Origin of the sequence: Pectobacterium peruviense (genome assembly GCF_003312355.2) — a bacterium.
GTDB classification, from domain to species: Bacteria; Pseudomonadota; Gammaproteobacteria; order Enterobacterales; family Enterobacteriaceae; genus Pectobacterium; species Pectobacterium peruviense.
In genome coordinates this window covers 3,472,434-3,491,405 of sequence record NZ_CP161826.1, presented here as the reverse complement: position 1 = coordinate 3,491,405, position 18,972 = coordinate 3,472,434, and the positions used below count along the sequence as shown (strand labels likewise).

At 51.4% G+C, this 18,972-nt stretch carries 20 protein-coding genes and 1 riboswitch; of the genes, 7 read left to right on the top strand and 13 right to left on the bottom strand.

Features of this window, described 5'->3' with window-relative positions:
• Positions 1–144 precede the first annotated feature (144 nt).
• Positions 145–3,105 carry an autotransporter domain-containing protein gene (locus DUT67_RS15845; RefSeq protein WP_113632300.1) on the bottom strand — a complete coding sequence of 987 codons (2,961 nt, stop codon included), beginning with the start codon at positions 3,103–3,105 and terminating at the stop codon, positions 145–147.
• A gap of 230 nt (positions 3,106–3,335) precedes the next feature.
• On the opposite strand from DUT67_RS15845, the gene DUT67_RS15840 reads away from it, so the two are divergent.
• The 3 genes from DUT67_RS15840 to DUT67_RS15830 all read left to right on the top strand — a co-directional run bounded on the left by DUT67_RS15840 (position 3,336) and on the right by DUT67_RS15830 (position 6,291).
• Positions 3,336–3,563: a DUF1272 domain-containing protein gene (locus tag DUT67_RS15840; RefSeq protein WP_048259244.1), complete on the top strand. Its 228-nt coding sequence runs from the start codon at positions 3,336–3,338 to the stop codon at positions 3,561–3,563.
• A gap of 167 nt (positions 3,564–3,730) precedes the next feature.
• On the top strand, positions 3,731–4,348 hold the full coding sequence (ypfH, locus tag DUT67_RS15835; protein WP_113627299.1) for an esterase: 618 nt from the start codon (positions 3,731–3,733) through the stop codon (positions 4,346–4,348).
• Between the two features lie 272 nt (positions 4,349–4,620).
• Complete coding sequence (locus DUT67_RS15830) at positions 4,621–6,291, top strand: methyl-accepting chemotaxis protein (protein ID WP_113627300.1); 1,671 nt, start codon at positions 4,621–4,623, stop codon at positions 6,289–6,291.
• 98 nt (positions 6,292–6,389) lie between these two features.
• Here DUT67_RS15830 and DUT67_RS15825 read toward each other — a convergent pair whose 3' ends face one another.
• The 6 genes from DUT67_RS15825 to DUT67_RS15800 all read right to left on the bottom strand — a co-directional run bounded on the left by DUT67_RS15825 (position 6,390) and on the right by DUT67_RS15800 (position 12,068).
• On the bottom strand, positions 6,390–7,568 hold the full coding sequence (locus DUT67_RS15825; RefSeq protein ID WP_113627301.1) for an acetyl-CoA C-acetyltransferase: 1,179 nt from the start codon (positions 7,566–7,568) through the stop codon (positions 6,390–6,392).
• Between the two features lie 11 nt (positions 7,569–7,579).
• Positions 7,580–8,227 (bottom strand): 3-oxoacid CoA-transferase subunit B, encoded by a 648-nt coding sequence (locus DUT67_RS15820; RefSeq protein WP_048259248.1) that lies wholly within the window; start codon positions 8,225–8,227, stop codon positions 7,580–7,582.
• Positions 8,227–8,883, bottom strand: coding sequence for an acetate CoA-transferase subunit alpha (gene atoD / locus DUT67_RS15815; RefSeq protein ID WP_113627302.1), 657 nt, complete (start codon positions 8,881–8,883; stop codon positions 8,227–8,229). Before atoD ends, DUT67_RS15820 begins: the two co-directional genes overlap by 1 nt.
• A gap of 162 nt (positions 8,884–9,045) precedes the next feature.
• Positions 9,046–9,345 carry a hypothetical protein gene (locus DUT67_RS15810; protein ID WP_011092873.1) on the bottom strand — a complete coding sequence of 100 codons (300 nt, stop codon included), beginning with the start codon at positions 9,343–9,345 and terminating at the stop codon, positions 9,046–9,048.
• Positions 9,345–10,685: an acyclic terpene utilization AtuA family protein gene (locus DUT67_RS15805; RefSeq protein ID WP_113627303.1), complete on the bottom strand. Its 1,341-nt coding sequence runs from the start codon at positions 10,683–10,685 to the stop codon at positions 9,345–9,347. The genes DUT67_RS15810 and DUT67_RS15805 overlap by 1 nt, the downstream gene beginning before the upstream one ends.
• Before the next feature lie 60 nt (positions 10,686–10,745).
• Positions 10,746–12,068, bottom strand: a complete 1,323-nt coding sequence (locus DUT67_RS15800; protein ID WP_048259251.1) for a CitMHS family transporter — start codon at positions 12,066–12,068, stop codon at positions 10,746–10,748.
• Positions 12,069–12,676: 608 nt separating this feature from the next.
• On the opposite strand from DUT67_RS15800, the gene DUT67_RS15795 reads away from it, so the two are divergent.
• On the top strand, positions 12,677–13,576 hold the full coding sequence (locus tag DUT67_RS15795; protein WP_048259252.1) for a LysR family transcriptional regulator: 900 nt from the start codon (positions 12,677–12,679) through the stop codon (positions 13,574–13,576).
• Positions 13,577–13,638: 62 nt separating this feature from the next.
• On the opposite strand, the gene DUT67_RS15790 is transcribed toward DUT67_RS15795, so the two are convergent.
• The 4 genes from DUT67_RS15790 to DUT67_RS15775 are packed head-to-tail and all read right to left on the bottom strand — an operon-like array spanning position 13,639 to position 16,013.
• Positions 13,639–13,833, bottom strand: a complete 195-nt coding sequence (locus tag DUT67_RS15790; protein ID WP_048259253.1) for a YpfN family protein — start codon at positions 13,831–13,833, stop codon at positions 13,639–13,641.
• Between the two features lie 2 nt (positions 13,834–13,835).
• Positions 13,836–14,510, bottom strand: coding sequence for a M15 family metallopeptidase (locus DUT67_RS15785; protein WP_048259254.1), 675 nt, complete (start codon positions 14,508–14,510; stop codon positions 13,836–13,838).
• A complete protein-coding gene (dapE, locus tag DUT67_RS15780; protein WP_113627304.1) occupies positions 14,507–15,634 on the bottom strand; it encodes a succinyl-diaminopimelate desuccinylase in 1,128 nt (375 codons plus the stop codon). Before dapE ends, DUT67_RS15785 begins: the two co-directional genes overlap by 4 nt.
• 1 nt (position 15,635) lies before the next feature.
• Positions 15,636–16,013, bottom strand: coding sequence for an ArsC family reductase (locus DUT67_RS15775; RefSeq protein ID WP_113627305.1), 378 nt, complete (start codon positions 16,011–16,013; stop codon positions 15,636–15,638).
• A 233-nt stretch (positions 16,014–16,246) separates the two neighbouring features.
• On the opposite strand from DUT67_RS15775, the gene ypfM reads away from it, so the two are divergent.
• Entirely contained in the window at positions 16,247–16,306 is a 60-nt protein-coding gene (gene ypfM / locus DUT67_RS15770; protein WP_143485675.1) for a protein YpfM, read from the top strand.
• Between the two features lie 361 nt (positions 16,307–16,667).
• Here ypfM and DUT67_RS15765 read toward each other — a convergent pair whose 3' ends face one another.
• Positions 16,668–17,375: an aspartate/glutamate racemase family protein gene (locus DUT67_RS15765; RefSeq protein ID WP_113627306.1), complete on the bottom strand. Its 708-nt coding sequence runs from the start codon at positions 17,373–17,375 to the stop codon at positions 16,668–16,670.
• A gap of 217 nt (positions 17,376–17,592) precedes the next feature.
• Here DUT67_RS15765 and cspE point away from each other — a divergent pair, with 217 nt between their 5' ends.
• Positions 17,593–17,802: a transcription antiterminator/RNA stability regulator CspE gene (cspE, locus tag DUT67_RS15760; protein ID WP_005976270.1), complete on the top strand. Its 210-nt coding sequence runs from the start codon at positions 17,593–17,595 to the stop codon at positions 17,800–17,802.
• 64 nt (positions 17,803–17,866) lie between these two features.
• On the opposite strand, the gene crcB is transcribed toward cspE, so the two are convergent.
• On the bottom strand, positions 17,867–18,250 hold the full coding sequence (gene crcB, locus DUT67_RS15755) for a fluoride efflux transporter CrcB (RefSeq protein ID WP_048259258.1): 384 nt from the start codon (positions 18,248–18,250) through the stop codon (positions 17,867–17,869).
• Between the two features lie 99 nt (positions 18,251–18,349).
• Positions 18,350–18,455: riboswitch (Fluoride riboswitch) on the bottom strand.
• Positions 18,456–18,710: 255 nt separating this feature from the next.
• Between crcB and tatA the strand changes: the two genes are divergently transcribed.
• Positions 18,711–18,908 (top strand): Sec-independent protein translocase subunit TatA, encoded by a 198-nt coding sequence (gene tatA, locus DUT67_RS15750; RefSeq protein ID WP_113627307.1) that lies wholly within the window; start codon positions 18,711–18,713, stop codon positions 18,906–18,908.
• Positions 18,909–18,972: the final 64 nt, after the last annotated feature.

Here is an 18,972-nt window from a genome sequence, read left to right as displayed (position 1 = left end):
ATTTCAGAATTGTGGTGGCTGATATGGTAGAAAAAGGATACCTAAAAAGAGTGAGTCTGCACTTTCTAATATAACGTGTTCTTTTCGGTGACGGCGTGGATATCAAATTGACGCCGACGGAGATACCGCCAGCGTCATAGATTATTAGAAGGAAACGTCGACGCCGCCGCGCAACACTTCTTCGTTACCGCGATCGGCAAAGTGTTTGTCAGCACGTAGGAAGAAACGCGCATCTGCCGCTTTACCCACGTCCAGCCTCACGCCTGCCCACTGCGAGTCTTTGTCCAGTCGAATGCCCGGTATATCGAGGCGTTCTCCTTCGCGGCCCAGTCCGCTCCAGCGGGCGGAGACATCAAGCGATGGGTTGGTAAATGCATGTTGGTACTCACCGCTAACCCCGATGCTGCTCCACCATCCCTGATTCCATTGCAGCAGGGCGCGCAGATTAAGCCCTGTCAGACCAACGGTACGCGAATAATCGTTGCCTTCTCCCGTCAGCCCCAATGCGCTGCCGGTATCCGTAAATCCGCCAGTAGACAGGTAGCTGTATTTGAGACCTGCATAGGGTTGAACGCTAAAGATATCGTTGAGTGCAAATTCGTATCCCGTTTTGAGCAGGCTCTGCCAGCTATCGCTTGACGTGCTGCTGGAAACGGCTTCGACATTATTCAGCAGGATAGAACGCTTCAGCTTATCGCGGCCGTGCTGATAGCTCAGGTTGCCCTGAACGAACCATTCCGGCGTGAGGTTGTAGCGCGCGTAGGTCATTACTCCGTGCAACTCATTCTCACTACTACCGCCGCTACCGTCGTAGTCTGCTTTGATCTGGCTGTTGGTATAGGCAATCCCGGCGCGTAATCCTGGGGTGTTGAAATCGGTATCCGTACCGATGGCTGTCAGGGTGATATCGTAATGGCTACCCAGATAGCCGGACTGTTTCAGATCGCCGCGCAGCTTGCCAGTTTCAATCCATAGCCCGTAGTTCTTCCCGTTCCCTAACAGATCAAGTCGGTTATTCAGTAACTGGTTCTGGTAATCCAGGCTGTTAAACAGAATGGCATTGCTGGATGCATGCGCCTGACCAGACAGTGAATCCAGCGCGATGGCTGCGGCACTCGCGCTGCCTAACTGCTGGAATGCGGCGGCTTTCGTCAGCAAACTGGATTGCTGCTCGCTGGTCGAGGATAAGGCTGACCAGCGGTCGGCAACCTGTAGCGCCGATTCAACATTGGCAGCTGTCTGCAATTGTGCGGCGCTTTGCAAGCCGCTGTTGATGACCGCGTCTACGGTATTAAGGCGGCTGAATGCGCCCGTGACCTCGTTGCTGCCGTAAGTCAGGTTTCCTGTCAGGAATAGCCCGAGGTCGGTGGTGCTAAACGTGCCGCTGATGCCCTGATTGCTGTGCAGCAGCGTTTCCTGCGTTTGGACGATGTAGGTGTTGCTGGGCAGGCCAACGCGTAATCCACCATTTAACGTAGCCGTTCCCTCTATGGTAAACGGATTTGCCAGTGTCACGTTCAGCAGGCCGCTGCTGCCCTGAGTATAGTTACCTGCGACGGTCAGTCCGCCTTCTGCGGTGGTGGCAACGATACCCGTATTATTCACATTACCGCCAATCCGGCCTTTTCCTGCTAGCGTGCCGAAGCCGGATACGCTGGCGTTGCCCGCAATTGAGCCGTCAACGTACAAACGGTTGGCGGTGATTTGTGTATCACCTTTATAGGTGTTGGTGCCGGTCAAATGCAGAGCGCCACCTGCATTGCTGGCGCCGTTGACGATCAGGCCGTAGTCGCCGCTGATATCGTTAGCGAACGTGTAATCGCCTGCGGTTAAACGAGCGGTGAAGTTATCGGCATAAAACATTGCCGGGCCTTTTACGGCTTTATCGACGTCCAGATCGCCCCAGCCAAAGGTATCGTTATAAGGGCGTCCGTTGGCGGTATCAGCTACCGCGATATAAGCGGGATGGAAAATACTTCCTGTGACGTTACCTTCGCTGTCCCTGATGATTTCGTAGTAAGAATTCTCCGCGTCGTATCGGGTATAGCCATCGGTGTGGTAGGTCGCGGTGGTGAGCAATGTCTGTTGCAGGTTGTAGCCGATCATCCACGGATAGGCCGCCTGTACTCGGGATGCCCCGCCTGCAACGCGTGGTGCGGCAAAAGAGGTGCCGTGCGAACGTTCAGACGAACTGCTGCCTACAACGGGATAATCCACATAGCCTGGCGCACTCATGCAGTAGGCCGCGACATTGCCGCACTTATCAAAAAGGTAAAGTTCAGCAGGGCGCTCGGTTCCTTCCTGCCCGACCCATTCAGGGATGTAGCCAGTAACGGCGAGAATGCCTTTTTGCAGCGAGGCATCACCAAAAATCAGTGGGATCTGAGTATTAGGCGAGGGGGTGGAACCAGCATTATTCCCCGTGGCGACGATGCTCAGTGCCTCGGCATCGACGATGCTTTTCAATTCGTTACGGACTAAGAGATAGCTAAAGTTGTTACTGGCATTATTCAGCTCTGCGGTGGTGGTGAGACGCTCATCCGCGGCGTAGGACATATTGATAATTTTCACGCCTGAATTGAGCAGCCAATTCACGGCGGATGTGGTGTTTTGATAGTTAAAGCGATTGTTTGCCGATGCTTGTGCGATGTAGAGTTCGCTATCTGGTGCCACGCCTCCCGCATAGCTTTCCGTCGCCAAACCAGCCAGCGCCAGTGCGACCAGCGTACCGTGCCCGTTAACGCCTTGATCATCGTTAAGTTGCGGGCTGCCTCCAATAAACGATGAAAAATGCAGGTTGCCGTAATTAAATTCTGGCCGACCTGCTTCCAGGCCGGAATCAATAATTCCGACTTTAACGGCGGAGGCTGTCGGCGTTTCCGGCGTGGTTGGCGTCGTGGGTGTGGTAGGTGTCGTCGGTGTTGTTGGGGATGGTGACGTTGGCGCGACGCTGGCGGTTTCACCGCTGCCTCCTCCGCTACTGCCACAACCTGCCAACATCAGCAATGCGATACTGATATTGGCGGCGATGATGGATTGACGAAATGTTTTTCTTTTTAACGACGCATTCTTTTTTAATGAAAATAGCTGCGCTGCTGCTGTCATTTTATTTTCCCTGCATTTCTAGAACATGGAACCGCCTCCCAAATAAAAAGGGATTTGGAAAGTAAGGTTGACGTTAATGCGATGCATTATTTCGGGGTATAAACCTTATTTGCATGAAGGACGGTTTCTGGTAGAAAAGAACCTCAGTCTCCTTCACTGATCTTTGTGCAATAACCACGGAAAAGTGACAGCGAGAGCGCCATAATTTTTTGTTGAATCAGGATAAGCCGATGCTGGAATTACGCCCTAACTGTGAACACTGCGACTGTGATTTGCCGCCGGACGCCGAAACGTATATCTGCTCCTATGAGTGCACGTTCTGTCCTGACTGTGCGGATTCTGTATTTCACCACGCCTGCCCGAACTGCGGTGGTGGATTGGTCAAACGGCCGGTGCGTCCGGCGCGTTGTTTGACGAACGATCCAGCCTCAACGATCCGTATTATCAAACCGCACTGACAGGACGAGGCTGTGAGGTTTTCCCTCTGTCATTGCAAAAAATGGAACATCTCGTTCAGTAATTCCCGATTTCTCCTGTCAGTGCGCGGCGTATAGTGAAAATTAACCGTACTTTATGACGACTGTCGCCAGGTGTTGCGTTTGACGCATGCCTTCAGGAGAGAAACGTGAATCAAGATTATGTTGTTGTTCAGCAACCCTCAGAAGCAAATCGATTAATCCTGCTGTTTCATGGAGTAGGCGATACCGCCGCAGGCATGGCGCAGATTGGGCGCTATTTTGCCGCCGCCTTACCGCAGGCGATTGTGGTCAGTATTGCCGGGCCGTTCAGTACTGGCTATGGCGACGGGCGGCAGTGGTTCTCTGTTCAGGGCGTCACGGAAGAGAATCGGTTATCTCGTATTGAAGCAAACTTGCCGCGTTTTGTTGATACCGTGCGTCACTGGCAGGAACAAAGTGGCATTAGCGCGGAACAAACCGTGCTGGTGGGGTTCTCGCAGGGGAGCATCATGTCGCTGGAAGCGTTGAAGTCTGAGTCCTCGCTGGCTGGGCATATTATTGCGTTCAGCGGACGCTTTGCCGTTTTGCCAGAAAAAGCCTTTGCTGATGTCGCTGTGCATCTGATTCACGGTGAAGCAGATGGCGTGATTGTGGTCGGGCATGCTCATGCTGCCGCGCATCGCTTTCAGGAATTGGGAACGTCGTTTACGTTGGATATCGCACCCGGTGTCGGGCACGGTATTGATGAGCAGATGCTGAAGCAGGCGCTGGTTTATCTGAAATAAATATACTCATCAGATTATCTTATTGGTGATGTTTGATGTGGCAGTGTTCGTTATCATTACGTACGGTGTGCGTAATGATTTTTCGGCGCTGCCACTATTTAATGTAGAGGATATATTTTCTGGAATGAGATTTTATCCATATTAAAAATAATATAATCCATATTCTGATGTTAAATAATATAGGCAATATTTTTATTTGTGTTGAGTGTTCAATATTTCCCTTCTTTTTTCGGATATAAATATCACATCCTTATGGAAAAAGAGGGTGTGCCATGTTTAAGCGTATTAAAGTCATTACTATCCTTGTTATTTTATTGTTTGTATTAGGAATATCTCAGTTTTTAACAGGGGCGCTATCCGTTCGAGCATTGATGAGCGATAGAGACAGTTTCCTTGTTTCTCAACGCTCTAACCAGAATGTGGCCGCCTTTACTGATGCCTGGATTATGATGAATCAGACGCGCATCGCTATCGGTTCTATTATACAAAACATGATGCTGGGGAATGCGGATAAAGAGGCCATGCAGGCGCTTTTACAGCAGGCTAAATCACAACTGGCTGCCTCAGAGAGTAGTTATAAACACTATTTGTCTCTGCCTAATACACCCGGATTAGATGACGCATTATCCAAAAAACTTGAGGCGAGTTATACCGCTTACGACAAACTACTGAATGATATTGTGGATTCGCTTTCCGGTGGATTGGCGGGGGCGGCGATGAAATTGAGTAGTGGGGCGACGCCGTTTAACGTGGCGATGCAGGATGCCTACATAACCTGGCGTGCGGCACAAAATCAGCTGTCGGATGATGGCTTACAGGAAAACCACGTCGCATTTGAAACGATGCTGTGGCTTTTGGGCGCACTGTCCGTGGTCGTCGTGCTGGTGATTATTCTCAGTTGGATCGGGTTGCAGCGTATTCTTTTGCACCCGCTGCGTACGCTCATGCGGCATATCAGCGCTATCGCCGAGGGTAATCTGACGCATCATATTGATACCGCAGGTCGTAATGAGATGAGCCAACTGGCGGCGGGGCTGCACGATATGCAGCAGTCATTAATCCGTACTGTGAGTCTGGTTCGTGACAGTTCCAACTCCATTCATTCCGGGGCCAGTGAAATTTCGGTAGGCAGCAACGATCTGTCTTCGCGTACGGAGCAACAGGCCGCATCGCTACAGGAAACAGCGGCCAGCATGGAGCAGCTAACCTCAACGGTGAAACAGAATTCAGACAACGCGCGTCAGGCTACGCTGCTGGCAAAAAATGCGTCAGAAACGGCCAACAAAGGTGGCACTGTCGTCGATAATGTCGTGAAAACGATGAATGAGATCTCTGACAGTTCACAAAAGATCGCCCATATTACCAGCGTGATTGATGGCATTGCTTTCCAAACCAATATTCTGGCGTTGAATGCGGCGGTAGAAGCGGCACGAGCGGGAGAGCAGGGGCGGGGCTTTGCCGTGGTGGCGGGCGAAGTGCGCACGCTAGCACAGCGCAGTGCTCAGGCTGCCAAAGAGATCAAATCGCTGATTGATGATTCGGTTAGTCGCGCCAATACCGGTTCTTTGCAGGTTAAAGACGCGGGCGATACGATGAAAGAAATCGTCAGCGCCGTGAGCCGGGTAACGGATATTATGGGCGAAATCGCGTCGGCATCGGATGAACAAAGCCGGGGGATCGATCAGGTCGGACAGGCGGTCAACGAAATGGACCGTGTTACGCAGCAAAACGCCTCGCTGGTTGAAGAGTCGGCTTCTGCCGCGGCAGCATTGGAAGAGCAGGCCAGATTTTTGCAGAATGCGGTTGAGGTGTTCAAAATTAATCAGGCGGTAGCGCAGGAACACCGCGCGGCGAGCGCATCTTCTCTTACTGCATTACCAAAGTCGCTTCTGCCCAAACCCACGTCCGCCGGATCATCAAATGCGAATTGGGAAACGTTTTAACCGAGGAATCGTGTTGCTGTTCCCCAAAATGTGTAGCACGAAGAAAGCAATGCAGGCAGTAATGGCCTGCATTGTCTTTTAACTGACAACAACCCGCTTTAAACGCGTTCGACGATCATCGCGATGCCTTGCCCACCGCCGATGCATAGCGTCGCCAATCCCAGCGTTTTGTTATAGCTGTGCAGCGCATGTACCAGCGTGACGAGAATACGCGCACCGCTCGCGCCGATAGGGTGGCCCAACGCAATTGCACCGCCGTTGACGTTCACTTTCTCTGGATCGAGATGAAGATCGCGCTGTACCGCTAGAAACTGTGCGGCAAAAGCTTCATTTGCTTCAATCAGGTCAATATCACCGATCGTCAGCCCAGCCTTAAGCAGGGCTTTCTGTGTCGCGGGAATCGGCCCCAGCCCCATCACTTCACTCGGTACTCCAGCAGACGCCCAACTGCGGATCCGCGCCAGCGGGGTAATACCCTGTTTTTTCGCTTCGGATTCACGCATTAACACCAGCGTCGCGGCGGCATCGTTAATGCCGGATGCATTGCCGGCGGTGACGGTGCCGTTAGCGGAAAACGCCGGACGTAACGCGGCCAGCGATGCCAGCGTGGTGTCGGCGCGAGGGAATTCATCCCGATCGAAAATCCGCGTCTCTTTTTTGCTACGCAGTGACAGCGGGGTTATTTCGGCTTTGAAGCGGCCAGCTTCAATCGCGGCGACGGCTTTCTGCTGTGATGCCAGCGCCACTTGATCCTGTTCTTCTCGCGTGAGCTGGTAGCGCTCGGCGATATTTTCCGCCGTGGTACCCATGTGGTAATCGTTAAACGCACACCACAGGCCATCCTTAATCATGATGTCAACGAGCTTGCCGTCTCCCATGCGGTAACCGTGGCGCGCTTTCTCCAGCAGGTAAGGCGCGGCGCTCATGTTTTCCATCCCGCCAGTCACGCAGACCTGATTATCGCCGGACAGAATAGACTGTGCGCCCAGCACAACCGCCTTCAGACCGGAGCCACATACTTTGCTGATGGTCAGTGAAGGCGTTTCAAAAGACAGACCGGCAGCCTGGCTGGCTTGATGTGCGGGGTTTTGGCCCAGACCGGCTTGCAGCACGTTGCCGAGAATCACTTCATCAATCGCCAGCGTGTCCGGCAGCGTCGACAGGCAGTCACGGATGGTGGCAGATGCCATGTCGATGGCAGAGGTGTTGGCCAGACTGCCTGCAAATTTACCAATTGCGGTGCGCTTGGCATTAACAATAACAACGGAGTCGTTCATGATCGCCTCGATTAATGAATGCTGAATGGTTTTACATCGGCGGACACGATGAAGTTCGCCTCGGTTTTTTGGCGCAGTTCGTCCACGGTGATGTCAGGGCTGATTTCGGTCAGCACCATCTGCTGATCGATAAACTGGAAGACCGCCAGTTCAGTGACGACCATGCTGACTTTATTGGCGGCGGTTAGTGGGTAGGTACATTGGTGCAATAACTTCGCATCGCCATTTTTGGCGCAGTGCTCAAGGGCGATGATGACCTTCTTCGCCCCGACCACCAGATCCATTGCGCCGCCCATGCCAGGCACCATTTTTCCCGGCACCATCCAGTTGGCGAGGTTGGCGTGTTCATCGACCTGCAAGCCGCCCAGCACGCAGACATCGACATGGCCGCCGCGAATCAGCGCAAAGGAAAAGGCGCTGTCGAACATTGCCGCCCCCGGCACCATGCCGCATGCCTGACCCCCAGCGTTAACCAGATTGCCATCCGGTTCGGTAATCGCGCCGAGCCCCAAAAAGCCGTTCTCTGATTGGAAGGTAACTTCAATGCCGTGCGGCACGTAATTCGCGACTTTGGTGGGTAAGCCAATCCCTAAATTCACCACGTCACCGTTTTTCAGTTCCAGCGCGACGCGGCGGGCGATTAATTCTTTCGCATCCATTATTTCTCTCCCAAATAAAGGTGATCGACCAGCGCCGCTGGGGTGACAATACATTCCGGCGCAAGTTGGCCAACCGGAATAACCTGCTCGCATTGCGCTACGACTTTCTTCGCGGCAAGCGCAATAAGCGGATTGAAATTACGGGCGGTGAGGTGATAAATAAGGTTTCCGCTGGTATCGGCAATGCTGGCCTGTAATATGGCGAGATCTGCTTTAATTGGCAGTTCTAATAAATAGGTAATATCGTCAATTGTTATTTTTTGTTTATTCTCTTCGACGATGGTGCCAACGCCGGTTGGTGTCAGAAAACCGCCTAAGCCCGCGCCGCCGCTGCGAATACGTTCCGCCAGCGTCCCTTGTGGCACCAGCTCTACGTCAAGCTCGCCGGAGAGCATACGGCGTCCGGTTTCCGGGTTAGTACCAATGTGTGAAGTAATCAGTTTTTTTACCTGACCACTGACAATTAACGGCCCAACGCCGGTATCGACAAACCCGGTATCATTTCCAATCAGCGTTAAATCAGAGACGCCGGATTTAATGATTTCATCTACCAATAATTTCGGTGTTCCGACGCCCATAAAACCACCGAACATAATTGTCATTCCGTCAAATAAATAAGAACGGAAATGGCTGGCATCAATGACTTTATTGTTCATTGCATATTTACTCTTAAATAATGACTCTGAAAGTTGTTGCTCTGAAAAATGGCCGCACGAATCCCCGCAGATAAATAAATATCTGCTAATCATGGCGGCACATGTACGTATTTTTCGGGAACAGAGGGAATTGAATAACTCCACCTGTTCCCTGTTATCGGATTAAATATCGATATCCAGTATGGCCGAGCTCAATCCTTTACCGTGCATGTCCAGCGCCAGTGAGCGCGTGACGCCGCCGCCGAGTGCGCCGTACATGACGAAGTTCAGTGCGCCGATGCTCGGTAACTCATAGCGAACGACATCACCTGTCACGATATCGGCAAACCAGGATTTCACTTTTTCGGCAGTGATCTTCTCTTTCAGCACTTCATAATCTTCCGCACGGTAAGCAATCAGCGAAATATTGGAGGTATTTCCTTTATCACCGGTACGAGAGTGAGCAATTTCACGCAGTTTCATTATTTAATCTCCAGATAATCAACGGCTGGTGTGACGCAGGCGCGAGACAGCAGGGTGGAATCCATCGCCAGTATTTCTTTCACTGATTTGTTAACACCGCCGCCGCCTGCCGGGCCGTTGGTATAGAGCGTTTCGACTTCGTTGCCCACTTTCACCGCCTGTGCTCTGGAGGTGCAGCGTGCTGCGACGCGAGCGCGAACTTCATACGGCTCGCTGCTTTGCGACCGCTGTGCGCCGTGCAGTGAATCAACGCCGATCAGGTCGTAGCGCACTTCCTGAGGATCAAGCTGGCACAGGGCAAAACGTCCTTTGACGATGTCCAGCGCTAAACGGCCACGTGCCACTGCACCGGGACCGGCGTAAGAAATTTCACCTTCGCCGATGAACCCGTCCTGATAGCCGACAGACACTTTCAGCGTGTCGGTTTTTGCGCGTCCGGTTGCACCCTGTACACGCACGCGGTTCTCACCGTCTTGCGTAAATGTTACGTGGCTGAAATCGGCAATCACGTCTGGGGTGATGTAGCTGTCCGGGCGGTGGATTTCGTACAGCAGCTGTTCTTTACAGGTATCCACACAGACGCAGCCGCCGGAACCTTCAACCTTGGTGATCACGGCGCTGCCATCTTCGGTAATTTCCGCAATCGGGAAGCCCAGACGGTCAAGGTTAGGGATGTCTTTAACACCAGGGTCGGCATAGTAACCGCCGGTGATTTGTCCCGCGCATTCCAGCAGGTGGCCGAGGCAGGTGCCTTTGCCCAGACGATCCCAGTCATCGGCAGCCCAATCGAATTCGTACATCATTGCGGACAGGAACAGAGAGGGGTCGGAAACGCGACCGGCGATAATCACGTCCGCACCCTGACGCAATGCTTCAACCAGCGCATCCGCACCCAGATAGGCGTTGGCGGAAAGAATGTCTTTACCGCAGCGTGAAACCGGTAGGCCAATCTCATCCAATTTGGAATCTTGGGCAATCAGTACCGAGTGCACATCGTCACCAGTAACGATCGCAATCTTCAGCTTGTCTGCGCCGAGTTCTTTGGCGATTTCCAATACGCGCTGACCGGCGGCGACAGGGTTCGCCGATCCCATATTGGTGATGATCTTGATACCTTTTTCCAGACAGAGCGGCAGCACGGCGTGCATACGGTCGGCCAGTAGTTCGTTGTAGCCTTTTTCCGGGTTCTGCTGTTTCTGCTTTTGGCCGATAGCGATAGTACGCTCCGCCAGACATTCAAATACCAGATACTGAATGTCGCCTTTTTGAGCCAGTTCTACGGCCGGTTCGATGCGATCGCCAGCATAGCCAGCGCCAGAACCAATACGAATTGTTTTCATAAACTTACCTTTATCAATGAAATGTGTCTGTTGGCGTAATCAAGGGGAATCGTGTGTTCCCTACAAGGGGAAGACCCCGAAGATGACGCAGGCGAACGTCATGATGACGCTGGCGGCCCAGAGCACAGGAATAGAGAACTTCTGGTGGTCGGCGAGATCGACACCCGCGAGACTGACCAGCAGGAAGGTGGCTGGCGTCAGCGGGCTAACCGGGAAGCCGGTGGTCATCTGTCCTAATACGGAAGCTTGTGCGACCTGAATCGGCGGTACGCCCAGCATGTCCACGGTGTGGGCAATCACTGGCATGATGCCGAAGTAGTACGAATCAGGGTCGAACACCAGACTCAGCGGCATGGAGATCAGGCCGACGATAAACGGAATGTGGGAGGCAAAAGATTCCGGCACAAAGCTGACTGCCGAGAGCGACATGGCTTTCAACATGCCCGTACCGCTCATGATGCCGGTGAAGGCACCCGCCGCGAACAGAATGCTGGCCATCATCAGTGCGGCTTTAGCGTGGGCGTTAATACGCTCTTTCTGCATTTCAACGTTGGGGTAGTTGAACATCAGCGCCAGCGTCAGGGCGATCATGAAGGCGACCGTCGGTGAAATTTTGGTAAACACCATGGTGCCGATAACAGCAAGAACCAGCGCAATGTTGACCCAGAACATCTTCGGACGACGCAGCACTTTTTCTGCATCGGTCAGCTCTTTCACATGCTCTTCAGCCGTGATGGATCGCGAGCCACCTGCCAGTGGATTACCTGCTGCCAGCCCCAGACGTTTCTCTTCTTTCTTGCCCCAGTAATAGCCCATGAGCACCATGAACGTCAGGCCACAGACCTGTGCCGGGATTAGTGGAATGAACAGGTCGTGTGTGGTGGTGTTCAACGCGGCGGCGGCACGGATCATCGGCCCGGTCCACGGCAGGAAGTTAACCCCCGCGCTGAGTGCCGTAATGCCGACCAGAATACGCTTATCCATACCGAGCTTATTAAACAGCGGTAGCATGGCAGGAATGGTGATCAGGAACGTGACGGCACCGTTGCCGTCCAGGTGTGCAATCAGTGCTAACACGCCCGTACCGATAATGATTTTTACCGGGTTGGTGCCGACCATGCGTAAGATCCCTTTGATAATAGGATCAAACATACCGGCATCGGTGACTACACCGAAGAAGGCGATGGCAAAAACAAACATCGCTGCCATCGGTGCCAGCTTGGTGATGCCGTCCACGACGTATTTCGCGGTATCGGTGCCGCTACCTGCGGCAAGTGCACCGAGAACCGGAATAACGATGAGCGCCACCAGAGGCGACATTCGCTTTGTCATGATGAAAAATAGCAGGGTAGCTATGGTGAGTACCCCGATGAGAGCCAGCATAAAAGTTCCTCATTAGTATAATTTACCCGTCATACTTCACGCTGCTTGTGCGTTGGCCGCCCTTACTCACCCCAGTCACTTACCTGAGTAAGTTCCTGAGGATTCGCTCGGTTGCCGCCTTCACGCAACGCGAATTATTTAGGGGACTGTATGTTGCCCATATGTTTCATTTACAATAAATTAAACAACTCAATAACAATCCATGTAATAATTAACAAATAAAAAATGAATGCTTATCCCAGAGTCATTTGATTTTTTGTCTGCGCTATTTTTATCACCTCTGCCCCTCTTTATACTAACTCGTAATAGCAATGGTTTTATTCGTAAATCTGATGGGTTTATTTCATTTGTTAATGGAATTAATTGTTCTGGTTTTCTTATTAATGGCTAATTGGTTGATTTGGTTTGTATAGTTAGGTCTTTTTGTTCAATTGTTTTTTACGGTTTGTGATATTTATCTAGAATGTCCATTTTTATGAATGCCGGACGTTGTTTGAATGGAATTAAATAAATGCGGGAAGGATCATAAAAATAGTAGGTGCCATTCGTTTTCTATTGAATTTGTTCCTTTCTTACCGGAGACTTCATTTTATTTATATAAAAACACTATGAACCTATCGATAAAACAATTACGCGCCTTTATCGCACTGACTGAGACTGATAATTTCACGCGTGCCGCTCAGAAAATAAATCTCTCTCAGCCTGCATTTAGTTCATTAATTGCCGGGCTAGAGGAAGAAGTCGGCTATCGGCTATTTGACCGTGATACACGCAAAGTGCAGCTCAACGCCGACGGCCTCCATTTCATTGATATCGCCCGTCGACTGGTGCAAACCCACGATGATGCCGTGGGTGAAATCAAGTCTTATGCCACAGGCTATAAAGGGAAAATTGTGCTGGCGGTACTGCCGTCAATGGCGGTGGAATGGTTGCCTCAGGTGCTAGCGCAATATCACCGCGCTTACCCCAAGATTAAGGTTGAACTGCTGGATACGCAGTGGGATCGCTGTCTGAAAGCCGTGCTGGATGGGCGTGCCGACCTGGCGCTGACGGCAGGGCAGCCGTCAGCGGGAACGTTCAGCTCCCGTATGCTGTTCGCCGACAGTTTTTATTTGATCTGCCATAATTCGCATCCGCTGGCGCAGCAAAACAGTGTTGATGTGGTCGACGTGGCGCAATACCCGTTTGTCGGGTTTTGCAAAGGCACCAGCATCCGGCAGTACACCGATCAGCTTATCGAACCGGAGGGTTTTAACTACGTGCTGGAAGTGCGTCAGTTAACCACCATGATGGGGCTAGTGGCGGCAAATTATGGCGTAAGTATTGTGACGGGGCTGACGCTGTTCCAGTTCCAACACAAAGATATCGCGATTATTCCATTCCGGGATTTATCGTTGCAGCGTGGCATCTATCTGGTAACGGATAAAGAACGCCAGCTTTCGGTGTGCGCAAAAGAGTTTTATGATTTTCTTCTGGATCGTGCGGAAAGTTTTGTTCCCGCTGCGTGAGAATCCAAACTGCCTGCAACGCGAGCTTAGCTGGCGTGCAGACAGTTTGGTGATGACAGGCGTCAGGGTTTTTTCTTCGGCCAGTCGTCGTCTTCTTCATTGTCCCATTTATCGTTGTTGTCACGATGCGGCGGCAATTTCGGTTTGTTGAGCAGAAAACGCGTATGGTCAACGTTGCGTAATTCTTTGATGCCGTTAATCAGCATGCCTATCAGGATAATCAGGATTATCCACCAGTAATCAGCCAGCCATGCCATGGTCACGCCTCATCAACGTTATGAATGTAACGGGTAAACAGCTGCGGCAAGTGCTGGCAAAGCCAGTGGTAGCCTGCAATGTCTTCATCTTGCCAGGCGGCAAGGATGAGGTCCGGTGTAAGCTGTTCTTCCGCATACTGTGCTAATGGATAATAGCTGATATGCCAGGGTTCGACTGCGACACCGCCGAGATCGTGCGCATAAGGCCGGTAAAAACCGTATTCATGCATGTGCGCGCTCAGCCACGTGTTCAGTGCGGAAAAATAGCCACCTTCTTCATACTCCCACGGCTCCAACTGGAGCGCGCTGTCTGCGGGTAATAAATCCGGGTCGTAGATATCAAGATCGCTGCCCCAATGGTGACGGCTGGAGCCGGGCATCGCAGACCAGCGCAGAATGGCTTCACAGCGTTCGCCGTCGTCCAGAGACGAGATATCTAGCGGTTGGCTGTTGGCATCCATGACGGCACGTTCGCCACGAAACTTGCTATTCCAGATCTGACGCTGGCGCTCGAAATCGCGAAACGTGCTGGCGGGCTGTAGGTTAAATCCCGCTGTTTTTGCCGCATGCTGTAGCGCCAGAAACGCCGTTACTGCCTCCGGCTGAAGACGATGACGACCGTGTAAAGCGACCAGATGCTGGTCACTTTTACCGGTTAACATTGCTGGCGTCATCATGCGATGAGCTGCTCCATAATGCGCTGGTACATCCGGCTCAGTAGTTGCAGGTCTGCCGCGCTGACGCATTCGTCCACTTTGTGGATCGTGGCATTGACGGGGCCGAGTTCAACAACCTGCGCACCCATGCGGGCAATGAAACGGCCATCGGAAGTGCCGCCATTGGTCAGCAGCTCTGGGGTGACTTCGTTGTAATGTCTGACGGCATTCACCACGGCATCGACCAGTTCGCCGCGTGCGGTCAGGAATGGCTGTCCGGAGAGTTTCCAGTCGATGGTGTAATTAAGCTGGTGGCGATCCAGTAATTCCGCCACGCGCTGCTGGATTAACACATCTGTTAATTCGGTGCTGAAGCGGAAATTGAACTGCACAAACAGTTCGCCGGGGATGACGTTATTGCTACCCGTGCCGGCCTGAATATTGGCGATTTGCATGGTGGTCGGTGGGAAGAAATCGTTGCCCTGATCCCACTCGGTGGCGATCAGTTCGTTTAGCGCTGGTGCTGCTCGGTGAACGGGGTTGTCCGCCAGATGAGGGTAGGCAACGTGCCCTTGCACGCCGTGTACGCGCAGATTCGCGGTGATAGAGCCGCGACGACCGTTTTTCACCACGTCTCCCACGACATGCGTGCTGGATGGCTCACCGACCAGACAGTAGTCCAACCGCTCGTTACGTGCCATTAGCGCGTCGACCACTTTTACGGTGCCGTTAACGGCGCTGGCTTCTTCGTCTGACGTAATCAGAAACGCTAAGCGCCCCTGATGGTTAGGATGGGCTGCGACAAAGCGCTCGGCGGCAATCACCATGGCTGCCAGTGAACCTTTCATATCTGCCGCGCCGCGACCATACAGCATACCGTCACGAATGATGGGCTCAAACGGCGGATGCTGCCAGTGGCTTTCATCGCCGCTGGGAACCACGTCGGTGTGCCCGGCGAAAGCCAGAGTCTTCCCTGTGCCGCGCCATGCCCAGAAGTTTTGGGTATCGCCAAAATCCATCGCTTCGACGGTAAAGCCAATTGCCGTCAGGCGTTCAATCATGAGTGCCTGACAGCCCTCGTCATTCGGACTGAGGGAAGGGCGTTTAAGTAACTGTTGAGCGAGCTCTATGACTGGGCAAGACACGTTATTTGTTCTCCGCAATAAATTTCTGATAGCTGTCGATACTAAATCCAAGCAGCGCATTGCCGTCATCGGCAATCAGTAAAGGCCGTTTAATCACTGCAGGCTGTTCCAGCATAATATTTTTAGCGGCCTCTGCGCTGTCGAGAGTATCGCTGTTGATCCGTTCACGCAGTTCTTCGCTGAGCTTACGCCAGGTTGTTCCGCGCGTGTTGAGTAAAGCCTGAAACCCCAGTTGATCGATAAAACGCTGTAGCAACTGTGCATCCAGACCGTCGGCGCGGTAATCATGAAACTGATATGCCACCTGTTGATCTTCCAGCCAGCGGCGCGCTTTCTTCATGGTGTCACAGTTTTTAATGCCGTATAGGGTCAGCGCCATAGGGGTAAAATCCTTTCTGCTTATTGGTTTGCATGACGATTGCTGTGTAGGACAGCATGGCCTGATTGGGCACAATCGTGCGATAGCCCAGCATGCCGAAAAAAGGCGGGCAGATCTACTGTGAACTGCGTTGCAGAAATAGACGATAGTACACTTTTTATACTTTCATAACACTTTTACCTGATTAAAAAGTGTGCGTATAATATGTCGCCGTTAATCACCAAGAGGTTCGCATGGTAGAAGCTGAAGTGAGTACTTGGAAAGATTTTATTGAAGCAATGTTACGCAAATAATAACGAGAAGTACCGATAGTCATTGCATACCAGGAATAAAATCATACGAATAAAGCAGTATTGAGTCTCTCAATACTGCTTTTTTTCTATGCCCGTCATACTTCAAGCTGCATATACGTTGGCAATACTCGGTCCATATCTGAACCTCGCCCTGAAGGGCCGCCGCTAGCGGCGTTCAAATTGGCTAAGCCAATCTGTCCTCGCTCACCCCAGTCACTTACCGATGTAAGCTCCTGGGGATTCACTGTGTCGCCGCCTTCCTGCAACTCGAATTATTTAGGGGTAAAAAGGGGAAACTTGAGTAAATAAAAGAGGGTATTATTGGTTAGTGTGCGAATCTTGTTTTTCTCTATTAAATTCATCAGGATGACTGGTTAAGTGCAAATTTCGCTGCAGCGATGGCGTGGAGGTAACTGGTATCAAAAAGAGGAACCGTCGCATCTCCAGCGCTGATTAATAGCGGGATCTCTGTACAACCCAGAATGATGCCTTCCGCTCCTTGCTGTTCAAGCTGCTGGATAATTTCCCGATAAACCTGCCGCGATGTGTCGTTAATGTTGCCAAGGCACAGTTCGTCGTAAATGATGCGATTAACTAATTCTTTCCCCGTTTGGTCAGGAACAATCACGTCTACACCAAACCGTTCCTGAATGCGCAGGCGATAGAAATCCTGCTCCATTGTGTAGCGGGTACCGAGCAAACCGACTTTCTTCAATCCGTGCTGTTTCAGGCTGACACCGGTGGCATCGGCAATATGCAAAAGGGGAAGCTGGCTGCTGAGTTCAACCTCATCAGCGACTTTATGCATGGTATTGGTACAGATGACGATAGCGTCTGCCCCCGCTTGGCGTAATCCTACGGCGATATTGCTCAGTACGGCCGCTGCCTGCGCCCAATCACCTTGTGACTGCAATTGTTCGATCTCATGAAAATCGACACTGTGAAGAATGATTTTGGCGGAGTGCAGGCCACCAAGTTGGTTTTTCACATATTCATTGATAATGCGGTAATACGGGATCGTGGATTCCCAACTCATACCCCCGATCAGACCCAGCGTTTTGCTTACCATGGTGCTTCCTTTGATATCATAAAAAGTGATGAATCGGCCCGAGCTGAGCTCTCTGCGTTCTGCATCGAGTTAAAATAGGGCAGCGAAGTCGCTCGGTATACATTTTTAGCGACTTTTATCACTTTTTATCCAACTTCAACTGGACAAAAGGTCAATCTATTGTTGTACTGTACCTGACACAGATTTTGTGTCTTTCATTCATGTAAAGGTAAGTTTGATGTCTAAGATTAAAGGTAGTGTTAAGTGGTTTAATGAGTCGAAAGGCTTCGGTTTCATTACTCCAGAAGACGGTAGCAAAGATGTGTTCGTACACTTCTCTGCAATCCAGAGCAATGGTTTCAAAACTCTGGCTGAAGGTCAGCGTGTAGAGTTCGAAATCACTGACGGTGCCAAAGGTCCTTCTGCTGCTAACGTTAACGCTATTTAATTATACCGATTTCGTGAAAAACCCGCCAATGGCGGGTTTTTTTTGCTTTATTTTCCATGTTATATCAGTGTGTTGTCACCCAGGTGACCAAGGTAAACGCCAATGCGGTCATAAGTAATGAGCCCGCCAAATTCAACAGCACGTGTAACCCTGCCGCAGCCAGCTGTCCGCTTTGCAGAAACATCACGACTTCTGCGGAAAAGGTCGAGAACGTCGTTAAGCCGCCGCACAGCCCAGTAGTAATCAATATTTTCCAGTCCTGATCGAGATGAGGATGGCGCAGGAAGAAGGCTAACGCGCCGCCAATAACGAAAGCCCCAATCAAGTTGGCAAGCAGAGTGCCCAACGGTAGCGTTGGATACAGGCTGTTAAACTTAACGCCCAACTGCCAGCGCGCCACGCTACCGACTCCGCCACCGATAAATACCGCGAGTAATGTACTAAACATAGAGACCTTTCTTGGATTGCTTTTGCATGGATTATTTTCGCATGGATTGTTTTGCGATCTCGGAGAGTCTTGGGCAGGACGCTACGCCCTCTCTGCGAGGTGGACGTAGACATCATTAGCCGAGCGGCGGTTGCACCCTATTTTTCAGGCCGCCAGCGTTTTTATCGGCGTTAGGGTAGGGAGGAATGTCATCTCCGCTTTAGTGTGAAAAGTTTACGCCGTCAGACGGGATTTTTGTAGTGATGCAGGGCGGAAAGTTGTAAAGCAATCTGAATGCACGCGAAAGCGCCGTCTTACTTTGTTACAGATGGCAATTGTGTCGTGCTGCGTAAGGTTTTACATAGAGGACATAGGATACAAAGAGTTTTTTCGACAACCATTTTTTTCGACAACAATAGTTCGACAAGTACGTGTTCTCGTTCGCTGGCGTCTCCAGCCTCTGTAAATCAGGTAGGTTTGTATGGAAGGTATCAGTATTGCCAAACTGTTGGTAATTGGCGCATTAATCATTCTGCTGTTCGGTACGAATAAACTTCGTAGCTTGGGCGGCGATTTAGGTGCGGCGATTAAAGGCTTCAAGAAGGCGATGAATGACGATCAACCGGCCAAGACGGATGAAACGGCTGCGCTGAATGATTCGTCTCGCAAAGAATTCTGATCGCACTCCACATAACAAAACGGACGGCAATTGCCGTCCGTTTTTTATTCCACACAAAAAATGT

Bases quoted from the DNA above. Each gene is read 5' to 3' on its own strand.
- DUT67_RS15845 (WP_113632300.1), bottom strand. From the start codon at position 3,105: ATGACAGCAGCAGCGCAGCTATTTTCATTAAAAAAGAATGCGTCGTTA.
- DUT67_RS15840 (WP_048259244.1), top strand. From the start codon at position 3,336: ATGCTGGAATTACGCCCTAACTGTGAACACTGCGACTGTGATTTGCCG.
- DUT67_RS15830 (WP_113627300.1), top strand. From the start codon at position 4,621: ATGTTTAAGCGTATTAAAGTCATTACTATCCTTGTTATTTTATTGTTT.
- DUT67_RS15825 (WP_113627301.1), bottom strand. From the start codon at position 7,568: ATGAACGACTCCGTTGTTATTGTTAATGCCAAGCGCACCGCAATTGGT.
- DUT67_RS15820 (WP_048259248.1), bottom strand. From the start codon at position 8,227: ATGGATGCGAAAGAATTAATCGCCCGCCGCGTCGCGCTGGAACTGAAA.
- atoD (WP_113627302.1), bottom strand. From the start codon at position 8,883: ATGAACAATAAAGTCATTGATGCCAGCCATTTCCGTTCTTATTTATTT.
- DUT67_RS15810 (WP_011092873.1), bottom strand. From the start codon at position 9,345: ATGAAACTGCGTGAAATTGCTCACTCTCGTACCGGTGATAAAGGAAAT.
- DUT67_RS15805 (WP_113627303.1), bottom strand. From the start codon at position 10,685: ATGAAAACAATTCGTATTGGTTCTGGCGCTGGCTATGCTGGCGATCGC.
- DUT67_RS15800 (WP_048259251.1), bottom strand. From the start codon at position 12,068: ATGCTGGCTCTCATCGGGGTACTCACCATAGCTACCCTGCTATTTTTC.
- DUT67_RS15795 (WP_048259252.1), top strand. From the start codon at position 12,677: ATGAACCTATCGATAAAACAATTACGCGCCTTTATCGCACTGACTGAG.
- DUT67_RS15790 (WP_048259253.1), bottom strand. From the start codon at position 13,833: ATGGCATGGCTGGCTGATTACTGGTGGATAATCCTGATTATCCTGATA.
- DUT67_RS15785 (WP_048259254.1), bottom strand. From the start codon at position 14,510: ATGATGACGCCAGCAATGTTAACCGGTAAAAGTGACCAGCATCTGGTC.
- DUT67_RS15775 (WP_113627305.1), bottom strand. From the start codon at position 16,013: ATGGCGCTGACCCTATACGGCATTAAAAACTGTGACACCATGAAGAAA.
- DUT67_RS15765 (WP_113627306.1), bottom strand. From the start codon at position 17,375: ATGGTAAGCAAAACGCTGGGTCTGATCGGGGGTATGAGTTGGGAATCC.
- cspE (WP_005976270.1), top strand. From the start codon at position 17,593: ATGTCTAAGATTAAAGGTAGTGTTAAGTGGTTTAATGAGTCGAAAGGC.
- crcB (WP_048259258.1), bottom strand. From the start codon at position 18,250: ATGTTTAGTACATTACTCGCGGTATTTATCGGTGGCGGAGTCGGTAGC.
- tatA (WP_113627307.1), top strand. From the start codon at position 18,711: ATGGAAGGTATCAGTATTGCCAAACTGTTGGTAATTGGCGCATTAATC.